General features: G+C 65.9%; 23 protein-coding genes. 10 read left to right on the top strand and 13 right to left on the bottom strand.

The genetic code is table 11. From position 1 onward, the window contains the following. Positions 1-29: 29 nt before the first annotated feature. Positions 30-1,130 (bottom strand): DUF1615 domain-containing protein, encoded by a 1,101-nt coding sequence (locus DNK34_RS21080; protein ID WP_411269287.1) that lies wholly within the window; start codon positions 1,128-1,130, stop codon positions 30-32. A gap of 244 nt (positions 1,131-1,374) precedes the next feature. Between DNK34_RS21080 and DNK34_RS21075 the strand changes: the two genes are divergently transcribed. Then, positions 1,375-1,659, top strand: a complete 285-nt coding sequence (locus DNK34_RS21075) for a hypothetical protein (RefSeq protein ID WP_131173653.1) — start codon at positions 1,375-1,377, stop codon at positions 1,657-1,659. Between the two features lie 41 nt (positions 1,660-1,700). On the opposite strand, the gene glgB is transcribed toward DNK34_RS21075, so the two are convergent. From glgB to DNK34_RS21040, 7 genes are all read right to left on the bottom strand, one after another. Continuing rightward, a complete protein-coding gene (glgB, locus tag DNK34_RS21070; protein WP_131173654.1) occupies positions 1,701-3,923 on the bottom strand; it encodes a 1,4-alpha-glucan branching protein GlgB in 2,223 nt (740 codons plus the stop codon). Beyond that, complete coding sequence (gene treS / locus DNK34_RS21065) at positions 3,920-7,249, bottom strand: maltose alpha-D-glucosyltransferase (protein ID WP_131173655.1); 3,330 nt, start codon at positions 7,247-7,249, stop codon at positions 3,920-3,922. The genes glgB and treS overlap by 4 nt, the downstream gene beginning before the upstream one ends. 13 nt (positions 7,250-7,262) lie before the next feature. Then, positions 7,263-9,272, bottom strand: coding sequence for an alpha-1,4-glucan--maltose-1-phosphate maltosyltransferase (locus tag DNK34_RS21060; RefSeq protein ID WP_131173656.1), 2,010 nt, complete (start codon positions 9,270-9,272; stop codon positions 7,263-7,265). Positions 9,273-9,996: 724 nt separating this feature from the next. Next, positions 9,997-12,531 carry a DNA ligase D gene (gene ligD / locus DNK34_RS21055; RefSeq protein ID WP_131173657.1) on the bottom strand — a complete coding sequence of 845 codons (2,535 nt, stop codon included), beginning with the start codon at positions 12,529-12,531 and terminating at the stop codon, positions 9,997-9,999. Between the two features lie 20 nt (positions 12,532-12,551). Continuing rightward, entirely contained in the window at positions 12,552-13,376 is an 825-nt protein-coding gene (ku, locus tag DNK34_RS21050) for a non-homologous end joining protein Ku (protein WP_131173658.1), read from the bottom strand. Between the two features lie 91 nt (positions 13,377-13,467). Beyond that, positions 13,468-13,710, bottom strand: coding sequence for a hypothetical protein (locus tag DNK34_RS21045; protein WP_131173659.1), 243 nt, complete (start codon positions 13,708-13,710; stop codon positions 13,468-13,470). 69 nt (positions 13,711-13,779) lie between these two features. Then, a complete protein-coding gene (locus DNK34_RS21040) occupies positions 13,780-14,271 on the bottom strand; it encodes an MgtC/SapB family protein (protein WP_131173660.1) in 492 nt (163 codons plus the stop codon). A 378-nt stretch (positions 14,272-14,649) separates the two neighbouring features. Here DNK34_RS21040 and DNK34_RS21035 point away from each other — a divergent pair, with 378 nt between their 5' ends. From DNK34_RS21035 to DNK34_RS21025, 3 genes are read left to right on the top strand one after another with little or no spacing between them, the layout of a single operon-like run. Then, on the top strand, positions 14,650-14,868 hold the full coding sequence (locus DNK34_RS21035; protein WP_131173661.1) for a hypothetical protein: 219 nt from the start codon (positions 14,650-14,652) through the stop codon (positions 14,866-14,868). A gap of 10 nt (positions 14,869-14,878) precedes the next feature. Continuing rightward, a complete protein-coding gene (locus DNK34_RS21030; protein WP_165497284.1) occupies positions 14,879-15,523 on the top strand; it encodes an NAD(P)H-binding protein in 645 nt (214 codons plus the stop codon). Beyond that, positions 15,520-15,759: a hypothetical protein gene (locus tag DNK34_RS21025; RefSeq protein ID WP_131173663.1), complete on the top strand. Its 240-nt coding sequence runs from the start codon at positions 15,520-15,522 to the stop codon at positions 15,757-15,759. The genes DNK34_RS21030 and DNK34_RS21025 overlap by 4 nt, the downstream gene beginning before the upstream one ends. A 127-nt stretch (positions 15,760-15,886) precedes the next feature. Here DNK34_RS21025 and DNK34_RS21020 read toward each other — a convergent pair whose 3' ends face one another. Further along, positions 15,887-18,340 carry a glycogen/starch/alpha-glucan phosphorylase gene (locus DNK34_RS21020; protein ID WP_131173664.1) on the bottom strand — a complete coding sequence of 818 codons (2,454 nt, stop codon included), beginning with the start codon at positions 18,338-18,340 and terminating at the stop codon, positions 15,887-15,889. Positions 18,341-18,359: 19 nt separating this feature from the next. After that, positions 18,360-18,758 (bottom strand): DUF2513 domain-containing protein, encoded by a 399-nt coding sequence (locus DNK34_RS21015; RefSeq protein ID WP_131173665.1) that lies wholly within the window; start codon positions 18,756-18,758, stop codon positions 18,360-18,362. Positions 18,759-19,179: 421 nt separating this feature from the next. Here DNK34_RS21015 and DNK34_RS21010 point away from each other — a divergent pair, with 421 nt between their 5' ends. From DNK34_RS21010 to DNK34_RS21000, 3 genes are read left to right on the top strand one after another with little or no spacing between them, the layout of a single operon-like run. After that, positions 19,180-19,557, top strand: coding sequence for a Rho termination factor N-terminal domain-containing protein (locus DNK34_RS21010; RefSeq protein WP_131173666.1), 378 nt, complete (start codon positions 19,180-19,182; stop codon positions 19,555-19,557). A 15-nt stretch (positions 19,558-19,572) separates the two neighbouring features. After that, positions 19,573-19,842, top strand: coding sequence for a YgaP family membrane protein (locus tag DNK34_RS21005; protein WP_131173667.1), 270 nt, complete (start codon positions 19,573-19,575; stop codon positions 19,840-19,842). Positions 19,843-19,852: 10 nt separating this feature from the next. Then, positions 19,853-20,284, top strand: coding sequence for a hypothetical protein (locus DNK34_RS21000; RefSeq protein WP_131173668.1), 432 nt, complete (start codon positions 19,853-19,855; stop codon positions 20,282-20,284). A 15-nt stretch (positions 20,285-20,299) separates the two neighbouring features. On the opposite strand, the gene DNK34_RS20995 is transcribed toward DNK34_RS21000, so the two are convergent. After that, on the bottom strand, positions 20,300-20,701 hold the full coding sequence (locus tag DNK34_RS20995) for a hypothetical protein (RefSeq protein ID WP_131173669.1): 402 nt from the start codon (positions 20,699-20,701) through the stop codon (positions 20,300-20,302). Positions 20,702-20,920: 219 nt separating this feature from the next. Between DNK34_RS20995 and DNK34_RS20990 the strand changes: the two genes are divergently transcribed. The 3 genes from DNK34_RS20990 (at position 20,921) to DNK34_RS20980 (ending at position 23,346) form a co-directional block, all read left to right on the top strand. Next, positions 20,921-21,370: a MarR family winged helix-turn-helix transcriptional regulator gene (locus DNK34_RS20990; protein ID WP_131173670.1), complete on the top strand. Its 450-nt coding sequence runs from the start codon at positions 20,921-20,923 to the stop codon at positions 21,368-21,370. A gap of 480 nt (positions 21,371-21,850) precedes the next feature. Continuing rightward, positions 21,851-22,279 (top strand): organic hydroperoxide resistance protein, encoded by a 429-nt coding sequence (locus DNK34_RS20985; protein ID WP_131173671.1) that lies wholly within the window; start codon positions 21,851-21,853, stop codon positions 22,277-22,279. 50 nt (positions 22,280-22,329) lie between these two features. Beyond that, a complete protein-coding gene (locus DNK34_RS20980; RefSeq protein ID WP_131173672.1) occupies positions 22,330-23,346 on the top strand; it encodes an alpha/beta hydrolase in 1,017 nt (338 codons plus the stop codon). 35 nt (positions 23,347-23,381) lie between these two features. Here the strand turns inward: DNK34_RS20980 and DNK34_RS20975 are convergent, their stop codons facing one another. Continuing rightward, on the bottom strand, positions 23,382-23,660 hold the full coding sequence (locus DNK34_RS20975) for a putative quinol monooxygenase (RefSeq protein WP_131173673.1): 279 nt from the start codon (positions 23,658-23,660) through the stop codon (positions 23,382-23,384). 156 nt (positions 23,661-23,816) lie between these two features. Beyond that, positions 23,817-24,554: an SDR family oxidoreductase gene (locus DNK34_RS20970; protein WP_131173674.1), complete on the bottom strand. Its 738-nt coding sequence runs from the start codon at positions 24,552-24,554 to the stop codon at positions 23,817-23,819. Positions 24,555-24,677: the final 123 nt, after the last annotated feature.

The following is a 24,677-nucleotide window of genomic DNA, read 5'->3' as shown; positions in this document are numbered from 1 at the left end:
CTGGAAGCTTTGTGCAGCACCTGGCGCTGTCATCGGGCGCGCGCCATGCAACGCTGGTGGCGGCTGTCGACCCGCTCGGCGAACCAGGCGGTGGTCAGGCGCCGGGTGATCTTCGGGCTCTCCAGCACGATGCCCGGCAGTATCGCCCGTGGCAGCGCCTTGCCCTCGGCGCTTTGCGCCAGCGCGAATACCCGCTCGTACAGCCGGCTCGATTCGAACGCCAGGCTGTCGCCCTGCTCCAGCGCCCGGCGAATCGCCCGCTCGCTCATGTCCAGGCGCTTGCCCAGCGAACGCACGGCCAGTTCGGTGGCGCCGGCCTTGTGGCTGCCGTGGATGATCAGGTCGCCGTCCAGCGCCAGGGGGATGCCGGAGGCACTGCTCACCGCGCTCTGGAAGGCCGCATTGCGGCTGGCGTACCAGCCGGCGTTGAAATCGGCGAAACGGTAGATCGGCGCCGGGTAGTTGGCCGGGTAGCCCAGCAGGTGGGCGATGCCGAAGTACATGCCGCCACGGCGGCTGAACACCTCCTGGCGGATCGAACCCTCGACGGGGTACGGGTAGCCGTCGGCCCGGCTCTGGGCGAAGGCGATGCTGACCTGCATCGGCCCGCCGGTACGCACCGGATTGAGGGTGCCGAACAGCTGCCGTCCAAGGGGCACCATCGAGCTGAAATCGTCGAAGATGGCACTCAGTTGCTTCTCCGTGCGCACGCTGTCGAGGCGCTGCTGATAGGTCTTGCCGGTGGGCGACTCGATACGCAGCGCGGCATTGACCAGGAACCCGGGGATGTACAGGCTGGCGGCGCGGCGGTCGATCTCCTGGCGCGCGATGCGCGCCAGGCCCGGCACCGCCGGGTCGGCCTGGAAGGTCGACTCCTGCTCGGTCACCGCCAGTACGGCGCAGATGTTCTCGGTGCTGGGGGCAATGTCCTGGGCCGCGAAGGCGGCATAGATATCGGCCGCCCAGCCCTCGCGGTCGGGCGTCTGTGCCGGCAACAGCCTGTGGATCTGCGCGCGTACCTCGGCGGGACGCGGTGCCGGCACCTCGGGCGTGCGGCTGGCACAAGCGGTCAACAACAGCAGTAGCGGCCACACCGCGAACGGTGCGCCGACGGACGACGACTTCAGCACGCATACCCCCTGACAACACGAATCGAACGGCACGGTAGCCCAGTGTCGCGGTTCCATGCTCACCGCCTATCGGTTACCAGGCGTTGATGGCCGTCGCCCGCACTGGCAGCCGGCGGCGAAAAAGCATGGCGAACCACTGCAGCCGCGATGCGGTCTACCCAGAGTGCGCTGGCGTATCGACATGCCGGCGAACCCGGAGCAAGCCCCTATTCAAGGATCGACATAATGACAAGGAGATCCACCGATGGTTACGCACTACAAGGTTGATGGCCACCTGGCCTGCGGCACCCATGGCGAGCATCTCGCATCGAGTAAGGAACTGGCACGTGTGAAGTGCCGCAACTGCCGCAATACCGATGCCTTCAAACAGGCCCGCCGCGATACGCGCAACGCCGCCCGCCGCGCAGCACGCAAGGCCAGGAGCGGCGAGACCCGCAGCGACTGGCGCGGTGCCTGGCAACAGCACCTGAGCGAGTTGCCGGGCCGCAACCGCCTGCCGCGCGGCTTCGCCGGACAGCCCTACGTCTGAACGCCGAAACGGGCCCCTGGCCGACAGCGCCAAGGGCCCGCTCAGAGCTGCTCGGGCTTGAGGATCAGGGTCGCCAACGGCGGCAGATCCAGCACCAGCGAGCACGGCTGGCCGTGGCTCACCTGCTGCTCGGTACGGGCCTCGACCAGGGTGCCGGCATTGGAGCCGGCATAGCGTTCGGCATCGCTGTTGAGCAGCACTTCCCAGAGCCCTTGCAACGGCACGCCGATACGATAGCCAGGGCGCGGCTGTGGCGTGAAGTTGTGCACCACCAGTAGCGGCGCGCCGCTTTCGCCCTCGCGCAGCCAGGCGTACACGCTGTTGCCGCTGTCGTCGCCGATCAGCCACTGGAAGCCCTCGGCCTGGCCGTCGAGCTGATGCAGCGCCGGCTCATGGCGATACAGCGCGTTGATATCGCTAACTAGGCGCTGCACGCCCTGATGCTCACCGTAGCGCAGCAGGTACCAGTCCAGCTCGTGGTCGTGGTTCCATTCGCGCCACTGACCGAATTCGCAGCCCATGAACAGCAGCTTCTTGCCCGGGTGGCTCCACATGAAGCTCAGGTACAGGCGCAGGTTGGCGAACTTCTGCCAGCGATCGCCGGGCATCTTGTCCAGCAGCGAACGCTTGCCATGCACCACCTCGTCGTGGGAGATCGGCAGGATGAAATGCTCGGAGAACGCGTAGAGCAGGCCGAAGGTCAACTGGTGATGGTGATGCTGGCGGTGCAGCGGATCCTCGCTGGCGTACTTGAGGCTGTCGTGCATCCAGCCCATGTTCCATTTGTAGGCGAACCCCAGCCCGCCCTCGCGGGTCGGCCGGCTGACGCCGGGCCAGGCCGTGGATTCCTCGGCGATCACCAGGGCGCCGGGCACCTCCTGGGCCACCACATCGTTGAGATGGCGCAGGAAATCGATGCTCTCCAGGTTCTCGCGGCCGCCATGGCGGTTGGGAATCCATTCGCCGTCCTTGCGCGAATAATCGCGGTAGAGCATCGACGCCACCGCATCCACGCGCAGGCCGTCGATGTGGTAGGCGCGCAGCCAGTGCAGCGCCGAGGCCAGCATGAAGCCATGCACCTCGGTGCGCCCGAGGTTGTAGATATAGGTTTCCCAGTCCTGGTGGAAGCCTTCGAAGGGATGCGCATATTCGTACAGGGCGGTGCCGTCGAACTTCCCCAGGCCATGGGCATCGGTGGGAAAGTGCGCCGGCACCCAGTCGAGAATCACCCCGATGCCGGCCTGATGGCAGGCATCGACGAAGGCGGCGAAATCGGCGGGGCAGCCATGCCGGGCCGTGGGCGCGAACTGGCTCAGCGGCTGATAGCCCCAGGAACCGCCGAAGGGGTGTTCCATGACCGGCAGCAGCTCGATGTGGCTGAAGCCCAGTTGCTGCACGTAGGGAATCAGCTGTTCGGCCAGCTCGCGCCAGCTCAGGCAGCGGCCCTCCTCGTCCTCCCCCTCGCCCCCCTCGCGGCGCCAGGAGCCGGCGTGCACCTCGTAGATCGACAGCGGCGCGGTGTGCGCCTGGTGCCCCTGGCGATGCTGCATCCAGTCGTCGTCGTGCCAGGCGAAGTCCAGCGGCGCCGAGACCACCGAACCGGTGGCCGGCGGCAGCTCGGTGGCCAGCGCCAGCGGATCGGCCTTGAGCGGCAGCAGGCCGTCACGGCCGAGGATTTCGTACTTGTACACCTCGCCGGCGCGCAGCCGCGGGATGAACAGCTCCCACACGCCGCTGGGCTGGCGCTGGCGCATCGGGTGGCGGCGTCCGTCCCAGCCATTGAAATTGCCGACCACCGACACGCGCCGGGCATTCGGCGCCCAGACCGCGAAGCGCACGCCTTCGATGCCCTCGCAGCGGGTCACCTGGGCGCCGAAGCTCTTGCCCAGTTCGCGGTGATTGCCCTCGGCGAACAGGTACAGGTCCATCTCGCCGAGCAGCGGGCCGAAGGCATAGGGGTCCTCGCTCTCCTGCATGCCCGAGCCCCAGTGGATGCGATAGCGATAAGGCAACGGCTGCTCGACCCGGATGCTGAACAGGCCCGGCACGCTGGACTGCTCCAGGGTCCCACGGACCTCGCCGCTGACCGCATCGATCAGTTCGACGCCCAGGGCGCCGGGCAGGTAGGCGCGGATGGTCACGCCGCGGGCCTGCACATGCGGGCCCAGCAGCGAAAAAGGATCGCCGTGCTCGGCCCGCACCAGGGCTTCGATGGCGGCGCGATCGGCACCGGCCACCTGGCGTTCGGTTTCTTCGTCCTTCATCGTTTGTTGCTCCCCAGCAGATGCTTGGTCAGCTCTATCAAGCCTTGTACCGGAACGTCCAGCCAATCGGGTCGATAGCGCGCTTCGTAGAGAATTTCGTAGGCGGCCTTCTCGATGCAGAACAGCGCCAGGGCGGCCACCTCGCCTTCGCGCTCGTGCCAGGCATGGGGCAGATCGGCGGCGGCCAGGCGGTAGGCCTCGTTGAACGCCGTGCGCGCCTGGCTGCGATAGGCCGCGCAGATACGCTGGCGGGCCTGCTCGGCCGTGGCCGACACATCCGCGCTCTGGGCGCTGCGCATGGCCATGGCCGCGGCATAGTCGAAGGAGCGCAGCATGCCGGCGACATCCTTCAACGGACTGTAGCGGGCACGCCGCTCGTCCAGGCTGCGCACCGGCTCGCCCTCGAAGTCGATCAGGTAGGCATCGCCCTGCACCACCAGCACCTGGCCCAGGTGCAGGTCGCCATGCACCCGCATGCGGATGCCCCCGGCCGAACGCCTGGCCAGGCTGTCGACCAGTTGCAGAATATCGTCATGGCGGGTGGCCAGCCAGTCGGCCTGGTTGGCCGCCTCGCCCGGCAGGTGGCCGCGCCCGGCCGCCACCACCTGCAGCGCTTCGCGCACCTGCTCGGCGATACTCCGCGACCAGTCGGCGACATCCGCCTCGCCGGTTTCGCGGTAACCGAAATCTGGGTTGTCGCTGGCCTGCCCCAGGGCCATGTGCATCTCGCCCAGGCGCCGGCCGAGCAGCCCGGCGAAGGCCTCCAGTTCGCCCAGCGCGGTGTACTGGTTCTCCTGTTGCGACAGACCGCCGGAGACTTCATCGCGGATGGCCCGCTCCAGGTTGTTCTGCGTCCACTGCCAGGCGTCGCCCTGGTTGCTCAGGTAGCCCTGCACGATCATCAGGGTGTGCGGCACGCCCTGCTCGTCGACCCGGCGCACCTCGCCCAGCAGCGGGGCGATGTGCTGGAAGCCCACGGCCGTCAGGTAGCCACCGACCTCGCTCTCCGGGTGAATGCCGGGCAGCACGCGGCGCACCAGCTTGAGCACCGCCTGCTCGCCGATGATGGCCGAGCTGTTGGACTGCTCGGCGGAAATCAGTTGCACCTCCTGCTCGTGCAGATCGCCGAGCGCCTCCAGCTGCGCGCCGGGCACGAACTGGATCTCGCTGCCCTGCCAGGCCAGCACGCTGCGCTCGCGCAGGTTGCGCAGCACGTGGCGGGCGAACGCGGTCAGGGTGAAGGCATCGGTCAGCAGGCCGACCTGGCGGCCACGGCGCAGGCGCGCCAGGGCCAGCTGCTGCGGGACGCTGCTGCCGGCATCGTGTTCGCCGACATAACCGAGCGGCACCTGATAATGCTCGACGCCACCCTCGCGGCTGACCTCGACCTCGCTGAGCACGCAGAACTCCTCGGCGTTGCCGAAGGGAATGGCGTACAGCAGGCGCACATCGCGCAGGTCGTCACGCTGGCCGGAGAACCAGCGGCGCTTGGGCAGATAGGCCGGCAGCGACTCCTGCTCCAGGGTCGCCCGCGCCGGCATCTGCAACAGTTCGAGCAGATCGTGCTTGATCACCAGGGTCGGCAACTCCGGCATGCGCTCGACCGGCTGGACGTGCCAGGCGGGCATCTGCGCCTCGTCGGCGAGCATGAACCAGTAGAAGCCGTAGGGTGGCAGGGTCAGCAGGTAATTGAGCTGGCCGATGGGCGGAAACGACGAGCCGCCGACCATTTCCACCGGCACCTTGCCATCGAAGGCCGACAGTTCCAGCTCCACCGCCTGCGCCGCGCGGGACAGGTTGGCCACGCACAGGATCAGCTCCTGGCGACCGTCGGCGAGCTGGAACTCGCGCAGGTAAGCCAGCACCCGGCGGTTGGCCGGAGTGAGCATCCTCAGGGCGCCGCGACCGAAGGCCTGGTGCTGCTTGCGGATGCTCAGCATGCGCCGGGTCCAGTTGAGCAACGAGTGCGGATCGCGCGACTGGGTCTCGACGTTGATGCTCTGGTAACCGTACAGCGGGTCCATGATCGGCGGCAGCACCAGGCTGGCCGGGTCGGCCCGGGAAAAGCCGCCATTGCGATCCGGCGACCATTGCATGGGGGTGCGCACGCCGTCGCGGTCGCCGAGAAAGATGTTGTCGCCCATGCCGATCTCGTCGCCGTAGTACAGCGTCGGGGTACCGGGCATCGACAGCAGCAGGCTGTTGAGCAGCTCGATGCGCCGCCGATCGCGCTCCACCAGCGGCGCCAGGCGACGGCGGATACCGAGGTTGATGCGCGCGCGGCGATCGGCGGCGTAGTAGTTCCACAGGTAGTCGCGCTCGTGGTCGGTGACCATCTCCAGGGTCAGCTCATCGTGATTGCGCAGGAAGATGGCCCACTGGCAGTTGTCCGGAATGTCCGGGGTCTGGCGCAGGATGTCGGTGATCGGGAAGCGGTCTTCCTGGGCGATGGCCATGTACATGCGCGGCATCAGCGGGAAATGGAAGGCCATGTGGCATTCGTCGCCCGGCCCGCCCTCCTGGCCGCCGAAATACAACTGCGTGTCTTCGGGCCACTGGTTGGCTTCGGCCAGCAACATGCGATCCGGGTATTTGGCGTCCAGCTCGGCGCGAATCTTCTTCAGCACCTCGTGGGTTTCCGGCAGGTTCTCGTTGTTGCTGCCGTCGCGCTCGATCAGGTAGGGGATGGCATCCAGGCGCAGGCCGTCGACGCCCATGTCCAGCCAGAAGCGCATCACCGCCAGCACTTCCTTGAGCACCTGGGGGTTGTCGAAATTGAGGTCCGGCTGGTGCGAATAGAAGCGGTGCCAGTAGTACTGCCCGGCCAGCGGATCCCAAGTCCAGTTGGACTTCTCGGTATCGAGGAAGATGATCCGCGTGCCGTCGTACTTCTGGTCGCTGTCCGACCACACGTAGAAATCGCGCGCCCTGGAACCGGGCTTGGCGGCACGGGCCCGCTGGAACCAGGGATGCTGGTCGGAGGTGTGGTTGATCACCAGTTCGGTGATCACCCGCAGGCCACGTTTGTGCGCCTCGCCGATGAAACGCCGGGCGTCGGCCATGTTGCCGTAGTCGGGGTGCACGCCGCGGTACTCGGCGATGTCGTAGCCATCGTCGCGCCGTGGCGACGGATAGAACGGCAACAGCCACAGGGTGTTGACGCCCAGGTCGGCGATGTAGTCGAGCTTGTCGATCAGGCCGGCGAAATCGCCGATGCCGTCGTTGTTGGCATCGAAGAAGGATTTCACGTGCACCTGGTAGATGATCGCGTCCTTGTACCACTGTGGATCGTTGAGAAACGCGGCGGGCCGGGTTTTCCTTGCCATTGGGTATGACCTCTCAGCTCGCCGTGCGAATGCGCCAGATACCGAAGGGCTGATGCCAGGGTTCGATGCGCATCCATTGAGTCTTGCCATGCCACTGCCAGGTGTGGCCGTTCATCAGATCCTCGCCCTGGGTGATGGCGTCGTCCTCCAGCCCCAGCTCCCACAGAGGCAACTCGAAGTGCGCCTCCTGAGCGTTGTGCGGATCGAGGCTGATGGCCACCAGGATGAAGTTGTCGCGATCGGCGGTGCGCTTGCCGAAGTACAGGATGTTGTCGTTCCAGCAGTTGTACGCCTGGAACCCCAGGTGCGTCTGCAGCGCGGGATTGAGCCGGCGGATGCGGTTCAACTGGGCGATCTCGGCGACGATGTTGCCCGACGCCTGGTAGTCGCGCGGGCGGATTTCGTATTTCTCCGAATCCAGGTACTCCTCCTTGCCCGGCACCGGCAGCGCCTCGCAGATCTCGAAGCCGGAATACATGCCCCACAGGCCCGAGCCCATGGTGGCCAGCGCCGCGCGGATGAGGAAACCGGCGCGGCCGTTGTGCTGCAGGAAGAAGGGATTGATGTCCGGCGTGTTGACGAAGAAGTTCGGCCGGTAGCAGTCGCGCCAGGGCGCCTGGTTGAGCTCGGTGAGGTAGCTCTGCAGCTCGGCCTTGGTGTTGCGCCAGGTGAAATAGGTGTAGCTCTGGGTGAAGCCCAGTTTGCCCAGGCGCGCCATCATCGCCGGGCGGGTGAAAGCCTCGGCGAAGAACATCGTCTGGGGGTAGCGCTTGCGGATATCGGCGATCAGCCACTCCCAGAAGGGCAATGGCTTGGTGTGGGGGTTGTCGACGCGGAACTGGTAGACGCCCAGTTCGACCCAGCCGAGCACCACGTCGCGCAGCGCCAGCCACAGGTCGGGCACGGCGTCCTCGGCGTAGAAATCGACGTTGACGATATCCTCGTACTTCTTCGGTGGATTCTCCGCATGGCGGATGCTGCCATCCAGGCGCCAGCTGAACCAGCCGGGATGCTGCTCGAGCCAGGGATGATCGGGCGAACACTGGATGGCGAAATCCAGGGCGATTTCCAGGTCGTGCTCGCGGGCGGCCTCGACCAGGGCGATGAAATCCTCGCGGTTGCCGAGTTGCGGATGAATGGCCTCGTGCCCACCCTCGGCGCTGCCGATGGCGTACGGGCTGCCGGGATCGTCCGGGCCGGCCTTCAGCGAGTTGTTGCGGCCCTTGCGATGGGTGCTGCCGATGGGATGAATCGGCGGGAAATACAGCACATCGAAGCCCATGGCCTGGATGTCCGGCAGCCGTCCGATCACGTCGCGCAGGGTACCGTGACGCTGCGGATCGTCGGTGACCGAGCGCGGGAACAGCTCGTACCAACTGGCGAAGCGCGCCAGGGGGCGCTCCACATCCAGGGGGTAGGCGGCGCTGCGGGTACGGTGCGGATGCCCCTCGCAGCGCCCCACCGCGGCCTGGGTTTCCGGCGCCAGCAGCAGCGCCACCCGCTCGTCGATGCTCTGGGTGTCGAGCAAGGCGTCGATCAGCGCCTGCATCGTCAGTTGCAGCTCACCTTGGGCACGCGCGGCGGCCTGGCGCAACAACTGCTCGCCCTCCTGCAACTCGAGGTCGATGGGCACGCCGGCACCGAATTTTTTCGTCAGTTCGTAGCAATAGCTGGCGTACACATCCCACCAGGCCTCGATGAGAAACTCCACCCGGGCGACGCGCTGCGGGATGAAGGAGGCCTGCCAGCGATCATTGCCGAGAAAACTCAGTGGCGCGCGCTGCCAGTCCTGCGCCCCGACCTCGCGCCAAAGCACGTCGCCAGCCAGTTTGTCGTGGCCGTCGGCGAAGATCACCGCGCTGACCGTCACGGCGTCGCCGGCAATGGCCTTGGCCGCGAAACGGCCCTGCTCCACCTGCGGCTCGACGGCCTCGATGGCCAGCCGCGGCAGCTCGAGGGCCTGCTGCACGGACAGCTCGGCAGAGGACAAGGCGGACGGTTGTTGCAGATAGGGAGACGACATCGAAACGGGCTCCTCACGCCTTGCAGACGCATAAGCTGTTCATCGCACGGCCACTGCCGCACGACCCTACGCGGGGTGGCACGCGCCGTATCCACGGCGCGCATCCAGGCCGTGGGCAGGTCTATTTCCGAACTCGCGAGCGGCGGCAAAGTTCAGAGTTTCCGCGCCGATAAAAGCGCCTGCGGCAGGCAAGCGGTCTAATCCGCGGGGGCCTTCTTCGACGCAGCGCTGGCGCGCGGCAAACAGGTAGTAGATGGGACCAACCATGTAGCTGCCAACCCATCGATTACCGATGGGTTACCACCCATCCTACGACTGTAGGAGCCGCGCCTCCGCGGCGAATCGTGGCCATACCACGGATTTTGCGTGATGGCCGCCATCGCATCGCGCCGGGATCGGCGCTCCTACGCGGAGAGTGGGCTTGCCGCTTTTCCGTAGGAGCCGCGACCCCGCGGCGAATCGTGGCCATACCACGGATTTTGCGTGCTGGCCGCAATCGCATCGCGCCGGGGTCGGCGCTCCTACACGATCGGTGGTTTGCCGCGATCCCGTAGGAGCCGCGACCCCGCGGCGAATGGTGGCCCCGCCACGGATTTTGCGTGATGGCCGCTATCGCATCGCGCCGGGGTCGACGCTCCTGCGCGGAGAGTGGGTTTGCCGCTTTTCCGTAGGAGCCGCGACCTCGCGGCGAATCGTGGCCATACCGTGATTTTGCAGCCTCCCGTCAGGGCGCCTCGGCGCCGAGCTTCCGCCACAGCTCCCGGCTGATGCGCTGGCGGTTGGCATACCCCGTCCAGGGGTCGGACGGCAGTCGCTCGAGCCGCTCCAGCAGGTTGCCGACATGCCAGTGCGCCGGGCCGGGCAAGGCTTGCAACTCGTCGCGACGGATCGGCACGGACACCGGCAGGCCCGGCCGCGCGCGTACCGAATAGGCGGCCACGGTGCTGGCGCCACGCTGGTTGCGCAGGTAGTCCAGATAGATCTTGCCGACCCGGTTCTTCGGCCCCATACGGGCGCTGAAACGCTCCGGCAACTCATGGGCCATGAAGGCGGAAATGGCCTTGGCGAAGGCCTTCACCGTCTCCCAGTCGGCATGCCGGGCCAGCGGCACGATCAGGTGCATGCCCTTGCCGCCACTGGTTTTCAGATAGCTGTCCAAGCCCAGTTCGTCGAGCACCGACAGGCACAACTGGGTGGCCTCGACGACGCTGCGCCAGGGCAGCGCCGGATCCGGGTCGAGATCGAGATCGAGCACCAGCCGATCCGGTTGTTCGATACGCGGCAAGGTGGCGCTCCAGGTGTGCAGTTCGACGGTGCCCATCTGCACCACCCCCACCAGGGCCGCCAGGTTGTCGATCTCCAGCAGGGGCGCATGGCCGGGGTCCAGGGCTGCATCCAGCTGTTTGATATGGGGGATGCTCGACTGGCCGGCGTGTTTCTGGAAGAACTGCTCGGCGCCCACGCCTTCCGGCGCACGCAGCAGCGAGACCGGGCGCTTGCGCAGGTGCGGCAGCAGCCACTCGGCGATGCCGGCGTAGAACCGCGCCAGCTCCACCTTGCAGGTGCCGCTGTCGGCGTCGATGACCCGCTGCGGATGGCTGATGGAAACGCCCGCGAGCGTATCGCGCGCAGCGCTTTTGCGACTCGGCGGCGGCGCCTTGTCCAGCTCGCCGGCTGCCCGTGGCCGCTCGCGCACGATCTGCGCCGCCGGCTTGTCGCTGCGCAAGGCGATGAACGACGCCTGGCGCACCAGGCCGTCGCGTGTCCAGCCGGCGAACGTCACCTCGGCGACCAGTTCGCCGTCGACCCAGTGCACCGCGCGCGCCTGGGCCGAGCTCAGCGGCTCGTGCAGGGGCGTGTCCTTGCGCTCCAGCGCCGTCATGCGCTGGCGCAACTGGCGCAATACGGCCTCGCTGAAGCCCGTGCCGACCCGGCCGGCATAGCGCAGCCCGCCGGCTTCGTTGACCGCCAGCAACAAGGCGCCGAAACCGCTGCGGCTGCCTTGTGGCCGGGTATAACCGACGATCACGAACTCCTGGCGCTGCCGGCATTTGAGCTTGATCCAGTCCGGGCTGCGCCGGGAGACGTAGCGGCTGCCCAGGCGCTTGCCGATCACCCCTTCCAGCCCCAGGGCGCAGGCGCTCTGCAGCACATCCCCATGGGCGGCGTCGAAGGCTGCGGAAAAGCGCAGCACGCCCTGCCCTGCGCTGAGCCGCTTGCCCAGCGCCGCCCGCCGCTGTTCCACCGGCAGCTCGCGCTGATCCCGGCCATCGAGAAACGGGGCATCGAACAGGTAATAGAGAATGTCATCGCTGCGCTGCTCATCGAAGGCGCCCTGCAAACGCTGGAAGTCGGGCAGCCCCTCGGCATCGAGCACCACCACCTCGCCATCCAGCCAGCTGTCGCCCAGGCCCAGTGCGGCCAGGGCCTCGGCCTGGCGCTGCAGGCGCTGGGTCCAGTCATGGCCATTGCGACTGTACAGGCGTACCTCGCCAGCGCGAATACGGGCCATGATGCGGTAACCGTCGAACTTGATCTCGTACGCCCAGTCGCCCGACGGTGGCTCGCTGACCAGTGTGGCCAATTGCGGCGAGAGCAGTTCGGGCAGCTCATCGGAACGCCTGGCCCGCTTGCTGGTGGCCTTGGCCGCGACGGCGCGTGGCTGATTGGCCGGCTTCTGCATGCCGCCGACCAGCGCACCGCTGATCACACTGGCCGGCAACGCGCTGACGATGTCGTACTCGTCGGCGGGCCGCGCCACTTCGTCCTGCTCCTTGATCAGCAGCCACTGCTGCTTGTCACCGCTGCCGCGCAAGCGTGTGCGCACCAGCGCCCAGTCGCCAGTGAGCTTCTCGCCGACCAGGGTGAATTTCAGCTTGCCCGCCTGATAGGCCGCGACGGGATCGCCCCGGGGCTGCCAGATCCCCTGGTCCCAGACGATCACATCGCCCGCTCCATAGCTGCCCTGGGGAATGCTGCCTTCGAAGCCGGCGTAATCCAGCGGATGATCCTCGACATGCACCGCCAGGCGTTTCTGGCTGGGGTCCAGGCTCGGCCCCTTGGGCACCGCCCAGCTCTTCAAGGTGCCATCGAGCTCCAGGCGGAAGTCGTAATGCAGGTTGCGCGCATCGTGCTTCTGCACCACGAAGCGCAGCGCGCCCTGGGCCGGCCTGGCCTTGCCGCGCCGGGTTGGCGCGCGGGGCTCGTCGGTGAGTTCGAAATTGCGCTTGCGGTTGTAGTCGCTCACTGGCTTGGCCACGGTCGATCACCTCGCCTCGATCACTTGCTGGAACGCTTGCGCGCCGGCTTGGATGGGTTGCCACCGAGGCTGCGCTTGAGCAGCTCGGTGAGGTCGATGACATCGGCGCCCTTGCGGCTGTCCTGCCGTTCATCGCGTTCGATGTCTTCGATCTTGCCGGCCTTGGCCTTCTTCTCGACCAGTTGCATGATCTTGTCGCGGAAAGTGTCGCGGTAGGTCTCGGGCTGCCAGTCGACATCCATGTCCCGTACCAGGCGCTTGGCCATGTCGCGCTCGCTCTTGCTCAGCGTGGCGTCGGTCACCGCCTCGTCCAGTTGCAGCGTGTCCAGGCCGCGCACTTCGTCCGGCCAACGCAGCATGACCAGCACCAGGGCCGGCTCCAGCACCATGAGCGCGGCCAGGTGCTGCCTGGTGTGCAGCACCACATGGGCCAGGGCCACCTTGCCGGTGTCGCTCAGGGTCTGGCGCAGCAAGGCGTAGACCTTCTCGCCACGCTTGTCGGGCGCCAGGTAGTAGGGGGTATCGATGTGCTGCAGGGGAATGGCGGCGGCGTCGAGAAAGCCGAAGATATCGATGGTCTGCGTGGACCTGGGATGAGCGGCACGGATCTCCTCCTCGCTGAGGATCACATAACGGCCCTTCTCCACCTGCACGCCCTTGACGATATGCGCCTTGTCGACTTCCTTGCCGCTGTTCTTGTTGATGCGCTTGTAACCCACCGGCTCCATGCTGCGCGCATCCAGCCAGTCGAAATCCACCCCTTGCGACGTCGTCGCCGACACCAGGGCCACGGGGATATGCACCAGACCGAAACTGATCGCCCCCTTCCAGATTGCTCTAGCCATGTCAGTCCCCGTCATCGACTCGTTAACGGACGACTGGGCGGGAAAAGGAAAAGTTTCAGTGATCCGCCCGCCAGCAGGTTCGGCGGGCGCGCTACAGTGTCACGCCGTCACGGTAGATGACGCTGCCCTCGACGGTGATGTCGCGGATCTCGCGCAGCATGTTGTCGGCCGCCGTTTCCGCCTCGCTCTCGCAGATGCAGCCGGGCGCTATCACCCAGAGCATCTGCACGCCGGCGCCGGCGCACTTGGGCTGGTACTCGATCAGGCCGACGTACTGCTGGCCATCTTTCATCGCGTCCGTCCAAGCGATGCATCCCTTGAAGTTTCTGAACATGACGAACTCCACTTCTTTTCCGAGCCTGATTCGTTCGAGTCCGCTTGGCGACAGGCGTTCCCCCTGGTTTCACCTGGAGCGTTTCTCCAGCCAGGTGATGAAGTGCGGCACGGTGTTGAAGACGAACAGCGCCAGCAGGGTGACCAGGACCGCAGTGGCCTCCCGCCCCATACCGACGGTGATGCCGATGGCCGCGGTCAGCCAGATACCGGCGGCGGTGGTCAGGCCCTTGACCTCGGCCTGGGAATCGCCCTTCTTGATGATGGTGCCGGCGCAGAGGAAACCGATCCCCGCCACCAGGCCCTGGATCACCCGGCTCATGGCGTCATGCTCCGCGCCCATCTGCGCCGGCACCAGCACGAACAGCGCCGAACCCATGGCCACCAGCATGTGGGTGCGGATACCGGCCGCCTTGCCATGGGTTTCCCGCTCCAGGCCCAGCAGACCGCCGAGCAGCGCGGCCAGCAACAGGCGCAGCGTTACCTGGGTGAACTGCTCGGGGTTGTCCAGATCGGAGAATTCGGCGGCCAGGGTGGCCGCCACCGCATCCCAGAAACTCACGACGGCGCTCCCAGCGGGCCAGCGCCCTGCCGCACCCGAACAGCGCAGCGCCCCTTCTCGTCCAGCACCTGCGACCGGCAGTGGTGACTCCGCCAGTTCCTGAAACCGCCCATGACCACCTCCCAAACGCTCCCTTGAGCACCTGACTATCGACTGCCGCCGGGCACAGAGGTTTGCTCTATTTCACGCCGAACGGCCAGCAAACAACCTGAACCAAGCGTCTCGGCAGCCGGTCTGGATAGAGTAAGTGGCGGCCCACGATGACCCCATTCGAGAGAAGCGCCTGGCAGCGCCTCGCACGAATGCCATGACCGGGCCACGACAGCGCTGCGAACGGCGGCGCTGGCTGTCCGGGAGCAGGCAACACAGAGGTAGGCCATGTCGAAGAATCATTTTTTTGTCGTCAGCTACAGGCTTGGAAAACACAGCCGTTCCACCGAGGTGCAGGCCGAGGCGCCGGCGCTGACGCCCGAGCAGGCGCGCTATCACATCGAATCGCTGCATAGCGATGCGTTGCCCAGCGACATCACCGATATCCAGGTGCAACCGCTGGGCAAGGCGACCAGCCAGGAGCCGGGCCAGGCCCGGCAGACGTGAGCAGATGCAGATGAACAGTATCCACAAGGTTGCCCTCTACGGTGCGCCATGCAGCCTGGCCAACGCCCTGCTGGCCGAGACCCTGAGCCGGCAGTTGAACGCCACGGCCATCGTCGATGAGCTGAACGCCATCGCCGCCAGCCCCGGGCTCAGTACCCGCAACGGCACGCCCTTCGAGGCCGACAGCGTGGGCCGCAGCGTGGCCGGAATGGACGCGGTCATCGCCGTGCTGAGCAGCCCCCACCTCGCCGACGGCAACGAGGCCGCCGGTTTCAGCCGTATCTACGACAGCACCATCGCCCTGCTCGACGGCCTGGCCGTGGCCGGTGTCGAACGCCTGCTGCTGATTGCCGACCATGCCTGGCTGCAGGACGATCGGGCGTTGCCGGCAGAGCGCGTCGAGCACCTGCAGCACAGCCTGTTCAAATCGCCGATTGCCTGGACGCTGGTGGATACACCGAGGCAGATCGGCCCCTGGCTCACCCTGGAGGATTGTCTGCACCCCGCGCACAGCGTCCAGCGCGACACGGTCATCGCCCTGCAACCTTTCGCCAGCAGCGTGATGGACGAGTGCCTGCAAGGGACGAACGTTCACCAACGCCTGCACATCGAGACGTCCGCCGAACGCCGACTGCGCGCCGAGGAGGCCTTATGAACCCGGAAAGCTACATCCTGCTGATGATCTCGGGCTGGCTGCTGCTGTCAGCCGCGCTGCTGTGGGCCATGCTGCGCCTGGTGCACCGGCACCAGCTCGAAGCGCAACTGGCCGCCCAGGAGCAGAACCGCCATCAACCGCAGACGGCCAGCGCGCGGCGCAAGCAGCATGCCCCACGCCGGGCCCGGGTACGCGAGCGCGTGTACCGGCACCTGCCCCAGCAGCACGCGCACTGAAACGACGCCACGAACGCCCGCGCAACGACGGCTGCACGCGCAGCCACATTCCCAACTCCCAACTGTCCCTATCCTGACGAAGGCAGCCGCGCAAAGCGCAAACGCTTCGCGCGGGCTGCCGATGGGCTCACTTCTCGATACCGGGCACCTTCCAGATATCGCTGGCGTACTCGCGAATCGTGCGATCGGAGGAGAACCACCCCGTCCGGGCCGTGTTCAGCACCGCCGAGTGCCACCAGCGATCCGGCGTACGCCACAGTGCGTCGACCTGGCGCTGGGCATCCCAGTAGGCCTGGAAATCGGCACAGACCAGAAAGCGGTCATGGGCGATCAGGCCATCGATCAGCCCGGCATAACGATTCGGATCATCCGGCGAGAAGATGCCCGAGCGAATCGCCTCCATGGCGCCGGCCAGGCGCTCCGACGCCGCGATTTCCGCCGCCATGCCCAGGTCCCGACGCGAGCGGGTCGCCACTTGCTGGGCGGTCATGCCGAAGATGAACATGTGTTCGCGACCGATCTGCTCGGACATCTCCACATTGGCGCCATCCAGGGTGCCGATGGTCAGCGCGCCGTTGAGGGCGAACTTCATGTTGCTGGTGCCCGACGCCTCGAGCCCGGCGGTGGAGATCTGCTCGGACAGGTCGGCGGCCGGGATGATGACTTCCGCCAGGCTGACGTTGTAATTGGGGATGAACACCACCTTGAGCAGGCCACGCAGCGTCGGGTCGACGTTGATGGTGCGGCTGATGTCGTTGGCCAGCTTGATGATCAGCTTGGCCTGGTGATAGCTGGCGGCGGCCTTGCCGGCGAAGATCTTCACCCGCGGCGCCCAGTCGGTGGTCGGGTCGTTGCGCATCGCCTGGTACAGCGCCACGGTGTGCAGCAGGTTGAGCAACTGGCGCTTGTATTCGTGGATGCGCTTGACCTGCACGTCGAAAATCGCCTGGGTATCCAGGCTGATGCCCATGCGCTCCTGCACCAGCGCCGCCAGCGCGCGCTTGTTGTGCTGGCGCTGGGCGGCGAATTGCTTGCGAAACGACGCCTTGGCGGCGAAGGGCTCGAGCTTGCGCAACACGGTTTCCGGGGAGTCGAGCAGCTCGTCACCGACCGCGCCGACCAGCAGTTCGGTCAGCTGCGGGTTGGCCTGATAGAGCCAGCGCCGCAGCGTCACGCCATTGGTCTTGTTGTTGATGCGTTGCGGGTACAGGCGATGGAAATCGCTGAATACGCTCTTGCGCATCAACTCGGTGTGCAACGCCGAAACGCCATTGATGCTGTGCGAGCCGAGGAACGCCAGGTTGCCCATGCGCACGCGCCGGCCATGCTCTTCCTCGATCAGCGAAACCGAGCGCAGCAGGTCGAAATCGTGGATGTCCTTGGCCCGCAGCGAATCGATGTGATAGGCGTTGATCAGGTAGATGATCTGCATGTGCCGCGGCAGCAGTCGCTCCATCAGCGACACCGGCCAGGACTCCAGCGCCTCGGGCAGCAGGGTGTGGTTGGTATAGGACAGCGTGGCCACCGTCAGCGTCCAGGCCTCGAACCACTCGAGCCGGTGCACGTCCACCAGCAGGCGCATCAGTTCGGCCACCGCGATCGCCGGGTGGGTGTCGTTGAGCTGGATGGCGACGCGCTCGGGCAACGTGTGGATATCGCCATGCTGATCCAGGTGGCGCTTGATCAGGTCCTGCAGCGAGGCGGAGACGAAGAAGAACTCCTGGCGCAGGCGCAACTCCAGGCCGGCCTCGGTGCTGTCGTTGGGATAGAGCACCCGGGAAATGCTCTCGGCCTTGACCACGTCGACCACCGCGCCGAAGTGATCGCCGGCGTTGAAACGCTCCAGCTGCAGGTCTTCCTCGGCCCGGGCGCGCCACAGGCGCAGGGTGTTGACGCTGGAGTGGCGCCAGCCGACCACCGGGGTGTCGTAGGCGATCGAGCGCACCATCTCGTTGGGCTGCCACTCGTGGCGCGGCACCTCGCCCGGCTCGGTGATATTCACCACGCTGCCGCCGAAGCCGACGCTGTAACTGACTTCGGGGCGCTCGAATTCCCAGGGGTTGCCGAAATCCAGCCAGGTCTCGGTATGCTCCTGCTGCCAGCCATCGACCAGCACCTGGCGGAACAGCCCATGCTCGTAGCGGATGCCGTAGCCGTGGGCGGCGATATTGAGGGTCGCCATGCTTTCCATGAAGCAGGCCGCCAGGCGCCCGAGCCCGCCATTGCCCAGCGCCGCATCCGGCTCCAGGTTGCGGATCTGCTCGAAGTCCACGTTCAACCGGGCCAGTGCCTCACGGGCGGTATCCAGCAGGCCGAGATTGCTCAGGCTGTCGACCAGCAGGCGGCCGATGAGAAACTCCAGGGACAGGTAATAGACCCGCTTCTGCTCCTGCCGCTCGACCTGCAGGGACGCTTCCTCCCAGTGGTCGACGAGATGATCGCGGGCGGCCAGGGCGACGGCCTCGAACCAGTCATGGCCGAAGGCATTGCCCGGGTCCTTGCCCACCGCATACTTGAGCTTGGCCAGAATCAGTTGGCGAAAGGTATCGACGGGGTCGTGGGCACGGGGTTCCTCGGCCATTGCGGGTTCACTCCATGAGTCAGTTGTAGACGTGACCGTTATGGCCCTCATCCTGGGTGCTATCGCCAGCATAGAGCATGGCGCCGGCGGGCAGCGATCCCTTCAGGCCTTCGTAGGTGATGCCGCCGACACGGGCCTGCAGAAAGGCCTTTTTCGCCTCCCACAGCGAGTCCTCGCGGATGCCGTCGAGCAGGTCGTGCCCGGTCAGGGTCAGGCCGTTGGCGATCGACACGGGGCCGCCATTCCACGGATGGTGCTGGGAGCATTCGATCAGGCCGGCCTGGCACATGAGGTGGATGTGATAACCGACCGATTCGGCCGAATGCTCGTTGACCGCCTGCGGGAAAAAATGGTGCCCGGTTTCAAGCGCTTCGATCTGCAGCAACAGCTCACGGATCAGTTCCCAATCTCTCTTCATCGTTCATCCCCCTCTGGTTCTATCGGCGGCTCTAGCTGGCGTCATCGGCAGAACGATCGGCACGCGATCACCCCGCCCTCGAAAAGACACTAAGCAATGAGTCCGGCACTCGCGGCAGAGTTCAATCCATCGACGCATGCGCCCCGCGAACGACCACTTATCCCGCGACCTGAACTCGCCCGCGTCGTGTCATTCACAACCCTTGAGAGGCATGCCTTTCAACGTCTTCGAAAGACGGCTATCGGGTAACAACAGCCATTAAAGCCGCAAAGAGCGCTGAAGGCTGGACGAGAGGAGCAACGCCGCATTTCGTCCAGCCTCGAGCATCCAGCGCTCTTTCTCGAGCCGCCAACATGTTGAAAGGCATGCCCTTGAGAGGGCGCAACAGGCCGTACCCCCATTCCTACCGAGGAGACGCGTCATGCCACGAGGAAGCAAGAGCAAATATACCGCTGCGCAAAAACACAAGGCCGCGCAAATCGAAGCCTCTTACGAAGACCGCGGCGTACCCAAGCAAGAGGCGGAGGCCAGGGCCTGGGCGACCGTCAACAAGCAGTCGGGCGGCGGCGAACGCCGCGGCGGCTCCGGCAACGCCACCAGCGCCGCGCAGAAGGCCCGCGCCCGGCGCGACTCCGCCCGCCAGGCGGCCTCGACCCGACGTGGCAATCCGCGGGCGGATTCGCCTCTGGAAACCCAGAGCAAGCAGGAACTGTTGCACCTAGCCAGGGCCCGGCAGATCCCCGGACGCTCGACCATGCGCAAGGCCGAATTGATCAGTGCCCTGAAGAAAGCGTCCTGAAAGGAGTAACGAACCATGCGTCAGCAGCGCAAGCACAAGCAAGGCACCAACCTGGCTCCTCTGGAGCGCGTCCTGTCGATTGCCGGCGGCGCACTACTGATTCGCAAGGGACTGATGGTCAAGGGGATCTTCGGCCTGGCCGATATCGCCGCCGGGGCATTGGGGGTCTACCGCGGCGTGACCGGCTTCTGCCCGGCCAAGCAGCGCATGGCGACCACGACACCGGCGGCGACGCTCAAGCGCTTGCCGTCGCCAACCAAGCTGATCGGCGCCCTGTCGCCCTGAGGAACTGAAGATGCTGCTCAAACCCCTGTCGGCCCTGGTCGCCAGCCTGGCCTGCAGCTACGCCATGGCCGATGCCTGCCAGGTCAGCACGCGCTCGGCCAGCGAGCGCATTCCCAGCCCGGAAAACGAAAGCTGCTACGAGTACCGCAACATGCCCGCGGGCTCGATCGACTGGTCGTGCAGCAACGAGAGCAAGGACATGCTCGATACCGAAAAACGCAAGGTACAACGCTGCGATAGCGGCCACTTCGGCCAGTGCAGCGCCAGGCTGACCCAGGCTTCGCTGGCCGACCACAGCGCCGGCAGCGATCGCGCCAGCAGCGGCATCGGCCAGGTGCCGGAAAACGCCCGGCTCATCACTTACTACTACAGCGTGGCGGACAAGGCCCAGACCCGGCTGGATTGCGAGAACGGCGGTGGCACCTGGCAGGACTCGCCTTAGGCGACCGGGCACTGTTCAGTCGTGCGAGCAGATCAGCGCCAGGAACTGGTTCTCGATACTGGCGCCATGGGGGGCGGTCTCGTCCCTCAGCAGCAATTCGCCGTTGTAATAGGCGAAGTACAGGTTACCGTCGCCATGGCCACGGCTGGCGAAGCCGCACACGGCCAGATCCTCGCCCTGGGCATTGGCCGCGGTGCCGAACAGGGGGCCGAAGCGCAGGCCGGCGCGATCGACGGCGGTGAACAGCTTGGCCTTCGCCGCACGCTCGTCGGCTGCGGAGATATCCACCAGCACCCGCTCCGGCTCGTTCTTCCCGGCCTTGCTCGCGCCCGTTTCGGGTAGCACAGGCGGTGGCGGCACGCTGTTGCAGCCGGCGACCAGCAACACAGCGGCCATCCATCCGATCATCGTTTTCATGACGTCCCCCTGTCGAAAAAGACAGCATTCTAACAGGGCAGCCTCATGCGCACGGCTGCGACAAACGGCCCATGGACAACGCTGCGGTTCAGCGGCGGCCTCGGCCACTGCGGCACGCCCGGCGGCCAGACCCGGTCACACGCTGACGGGCACCTCAATTGGCATCACGGCTGTTGGCACGCTAAATTGCGTCGACCCCCACCATGATCCGGAGTGCCCATGACCACCGACGACACCTGCGCCGACCTGCTGCTCGACAACCAGGTGTGCTTCGCCCTGCACTCGACCTCGCTGATGATGACCAAGGTCTACAAACCCCTGCTGCAGGCACTCGGGCTGACCTATCCGCAGTATCTGGCCATGCTCGTGCTGTGGGAGCGGGATGGCATCACCGTCGGCGACATCAGCGCGCGCCTGCTCACCGACCCGGGCTCGCTGACCCCCCTGCTCAAACGCCTGGAAGGCGAAGGCCTGCTGCAACGCACGCGCAGCAGCGTCGACGAACGCGTGGTGCACCTGAAACTCACCGACAAGGGGCGCGCCCTTCATGCACAGGCGCGGCGCATCCCCGGCTGCATCCTCACGGCCAGCGCCCAGACGGCGCAACGCCTCAACGCCCTGAAAGAAGAGCTGATCGCACTGCGCAACAACCTGCGCGGCAGTATCTAAGCCCCCATCAAGGTCTTAGATACAGACAGGACGGCCGATAGGAGCGCTAGAGGCTGGAGGCCGAACGACAAGCAAACCCCATAGGCTCTTTCGTCCAGCTTTCCAGCCTCTAGCGTTTTTGATCGAAGTTCGTAGGGTGGACGATGCTTCACCTACGCGGCCCGCCCCGTCCACCGCTCTGCGATCGAAATGGTGGATGAAAAAAGCGTCATCCACCCTACAACTGAACGACAACAGGCTCTTTCGTCCAGCTTTCCAGCCTCCAGCGCTTTTGATCGAAGGCCGAAGGCCACTTCCGCCTTTTTGCCGTATTACCCGGCGCCCACTCACTGCGGCGTCTCGAAGCACATCGGTAAAAAATCAAAAAATATCTTGCGCGCAAAATAAATCCCACCTAGATTCCACCCATGGATTTAGTTTGCGCACAAATATTTATCGCAACTCCAATCCATGTCCATTTCTCTATTCAGGAATCGCCCCATGCCTATCGAAAACATCGCTTACCGCGCCTCTGCAGAAGCCACCGGCGGCCGTGAAGGTCGTGCCGTTTCCTCTGACGGCGTGCTCGACGTAGCCCTCACCACGCCCAAGGAACTGGGTGGCGCCGGCGGCCAGGGCAGCAACCCGGAACAACTGTTCGCCGCCGGCTACTCGGCCTGCTTCCTCGGTGCCATCAAGTTCGTCGCCGCCCGCGACCGGCACAAGGTCTCCGCCGACAGCTGGATCGAAGGCATCGTCGGTATCGGCGCCGTGCCCACCGGCTTCGCCATCGAAGTGGAACTGAAGATCAGCCTGCCGGGCCTCGACCCCGAGGAAGCCCGGACACTGATCGACAAGGCGCATATCGTCTGCCCGTACTCCCACGCCACCCGCGGCAACATCGACGTCACCTTGACCCTGGTCGACTGAGCACAACGACGGTTGGCCGCAACAGGCGAACCTATTCCGAGGAAATACCCATGAACATCAAGCACAGCCTTTCCATCGCAGTACTCGCGCTGGCCATCGACGGCGCCTTCGCGGCCGGCGGCCCTGGCGTTGAGCGCCAGACCCAGGGCTTTCTCGAAACCCTGGCGGCTGGCGCCGGCAAGCCGCTGCAACAGTTGCCGCCCAAGGAGGCACGGGCCGTACTGGCCGGGGCCCAGGCCAGCGTCGAGGTGGATGTCTCCGGCATCACGGTCCACGACAAGACCATCAGGGTGGACGGGCATGAGATCAGGTTGAAAGTGGTGCGCCCCGCCGCTGCCCAGGGCCGCCTGCCGGTGTTCATGTTCTTCCATGGTGGTGGCTGGGTGCTGGGCGACTACCCGACTCACGAACGCCTGATCCGCGACCTGGTGGTCGGCTCCGGCGCGGCCGCGGTCTATGTCGATTACACGCCGTCACCCGAAGCCCAATACCCGACGGCGATCAATCAGGCCTATGCGGCGACCCGCTGGGTGGCGAGCCATGGCGAGCAGATCGAGGTCGACGGTACGCGCCTGGCGGTGGCCGGCAACAGCGTCGGCGGCAACATGGCGGCCGTGGTCAGCCTGATGGCCAAGGACAAAGGGGCTCCGGCGATCCGCTTCCAGGCCCTGCTCTGGCCGGTGACCGACGCCCGCTTCGACAATGCCTCGTACCGGCAGTTTGCCGAGGGGTATTTTCTCAGCAAAGCCATGATGCAGTGGTTCTGGGACAACTACAGCCGCGACCCGGAACAGCGCGCGCAGATCCATGCTTCGCCGCTGCGGGCCTCCCTCGAACAGCTCGAGGGCCTGCCGCCGGCACTGGTACAGACCGCCGAGTTCGACGTACTGCGCGATGAAGGCGAAGCCTATGCCCGCAAGCTGGACGCAGCCGGCGTACAAGTGACCGCGGTGCGCTACAACGGCATGATCCACGACTTTGGCCTGCTCAATGCGCTCAGCCAGACTCAGGGCGCCCGCAGCGCCATGCAACAGGCCGCCGCGGCGCTGAAGCAACACCTCGAATGACCGCCAGCCGTCCCGGCCCCGCCGGGACATTGCCGTCATGCCGTGCGACTGTCCAGGTACTGGATCACACCCTCACGCCAGGCCTTGTCCAGCACCTGCTGCACCAGCGGTGTGGCGAAGTAGCGGTGCAGATCGGCGGTCGATTGCCAGCTGCCGCGCAGCTGCCACTGCGCCGGATCGTGCCCGTCCCGGCACAATTCGAAGGCCAGGCAGCCATCGAGCCGACGCATGGATTCCGGCAAGACGGCCAGGCAGGCACCCAGTTCATCGGAGCGCCCGGGAACAGCGTTAAGCACGGTGATATGGGTCTGCATCGTCACAATCTCCCTTTTTCACAGGTAAAGGCATCGCGCCCGGCGGCGGCCTCGCCCAGAGCCTGGGCGGCGTCGATGACGCGCCGAGGCGGACTGCCGAGGGCGAGTGGCAACATGGGGTACTGGTCCATGCGGGGCCTCAACTCTGCCTGGGACTCAATGCAGGCTGGCGGTAGGCCGCACCACCAGTTCGCTGACATCGACGTCCGCGGGCTGCCCGATGGCGTAGGCAACGGCCCGGGCGATGGCGTCGGCACCGATGGCGACCTTGCGGTATTCGCGCATGACCTCGCGCGTCGGCGCATCGGAAATGCTCTCGGCCAGTTCCGACTCGACCACCCCGGGCGACACCAGAGTGACGCGAATATCGCCGCCCACCTCCTGGCGCAGGCCATCGCTGATCGCCCTCACGGCGTACTTGGTCGCACAGTAGACGGCGGCGGTCGGCGCCACCTGGTAGGCGCCGATGGAGGCGATATTGACGAACTGGCCGCTGCGCTGGCGCTGCATCACCGGCAGGGCCGCGGCGACGCCGTGCAGCACGCCGCGGATGTTCACGTCGATCATGCGGTTCCACTCCTCGAGTTGCAGGGTCTCGAGCCTGGACAGCGGCATGACGCCCGCGTTGTTGATCAGTACGTCGACCCGCCCGAAACGGCTCAGTGCGTTGTCGACGAAAGCCTGAACGTCAGCGGCATCGGTGACGTCCAGACGCTGGCAGGCCGCGCTGCCACCCGCCGCGCGGATGTCCTCCACCAGCCGCTCCAGGCGCTCGCCGCGTCGTGCGCCGAGCAGCACATGGGCACCCTGTTGCGCCAGCAGGCGTGCACAGGCTTCGCCGATACCGCTGCTGGCGCCGGTGATCAGAACGACTTTTTCTTCTATGTCCGGCATGACACGATCCTCTGCAGGCAAGCGGCAGGACTGCCGCAACAGCTCCAGAGGTTAGGGGCACGGGGCCCATCAACGTTAGTCGATTACTGGCCCATTATTGCCTGAAACTGCAAAGGCGATTGG

This window comes from Phytopseudomonas dryadis, from assembly GCF_004327355.1.
Taxonomy (GTDB): Bacteria; Pseudomonadota; Gammaproteobacteria; order Pseudomonadales; family Pseudomonadaceae; genus Aquipseudomonas; species Aquipseudomonas dryadis.
This window is presented reverse-complemented; position numbering and strand designations above follow the sequence as displayed.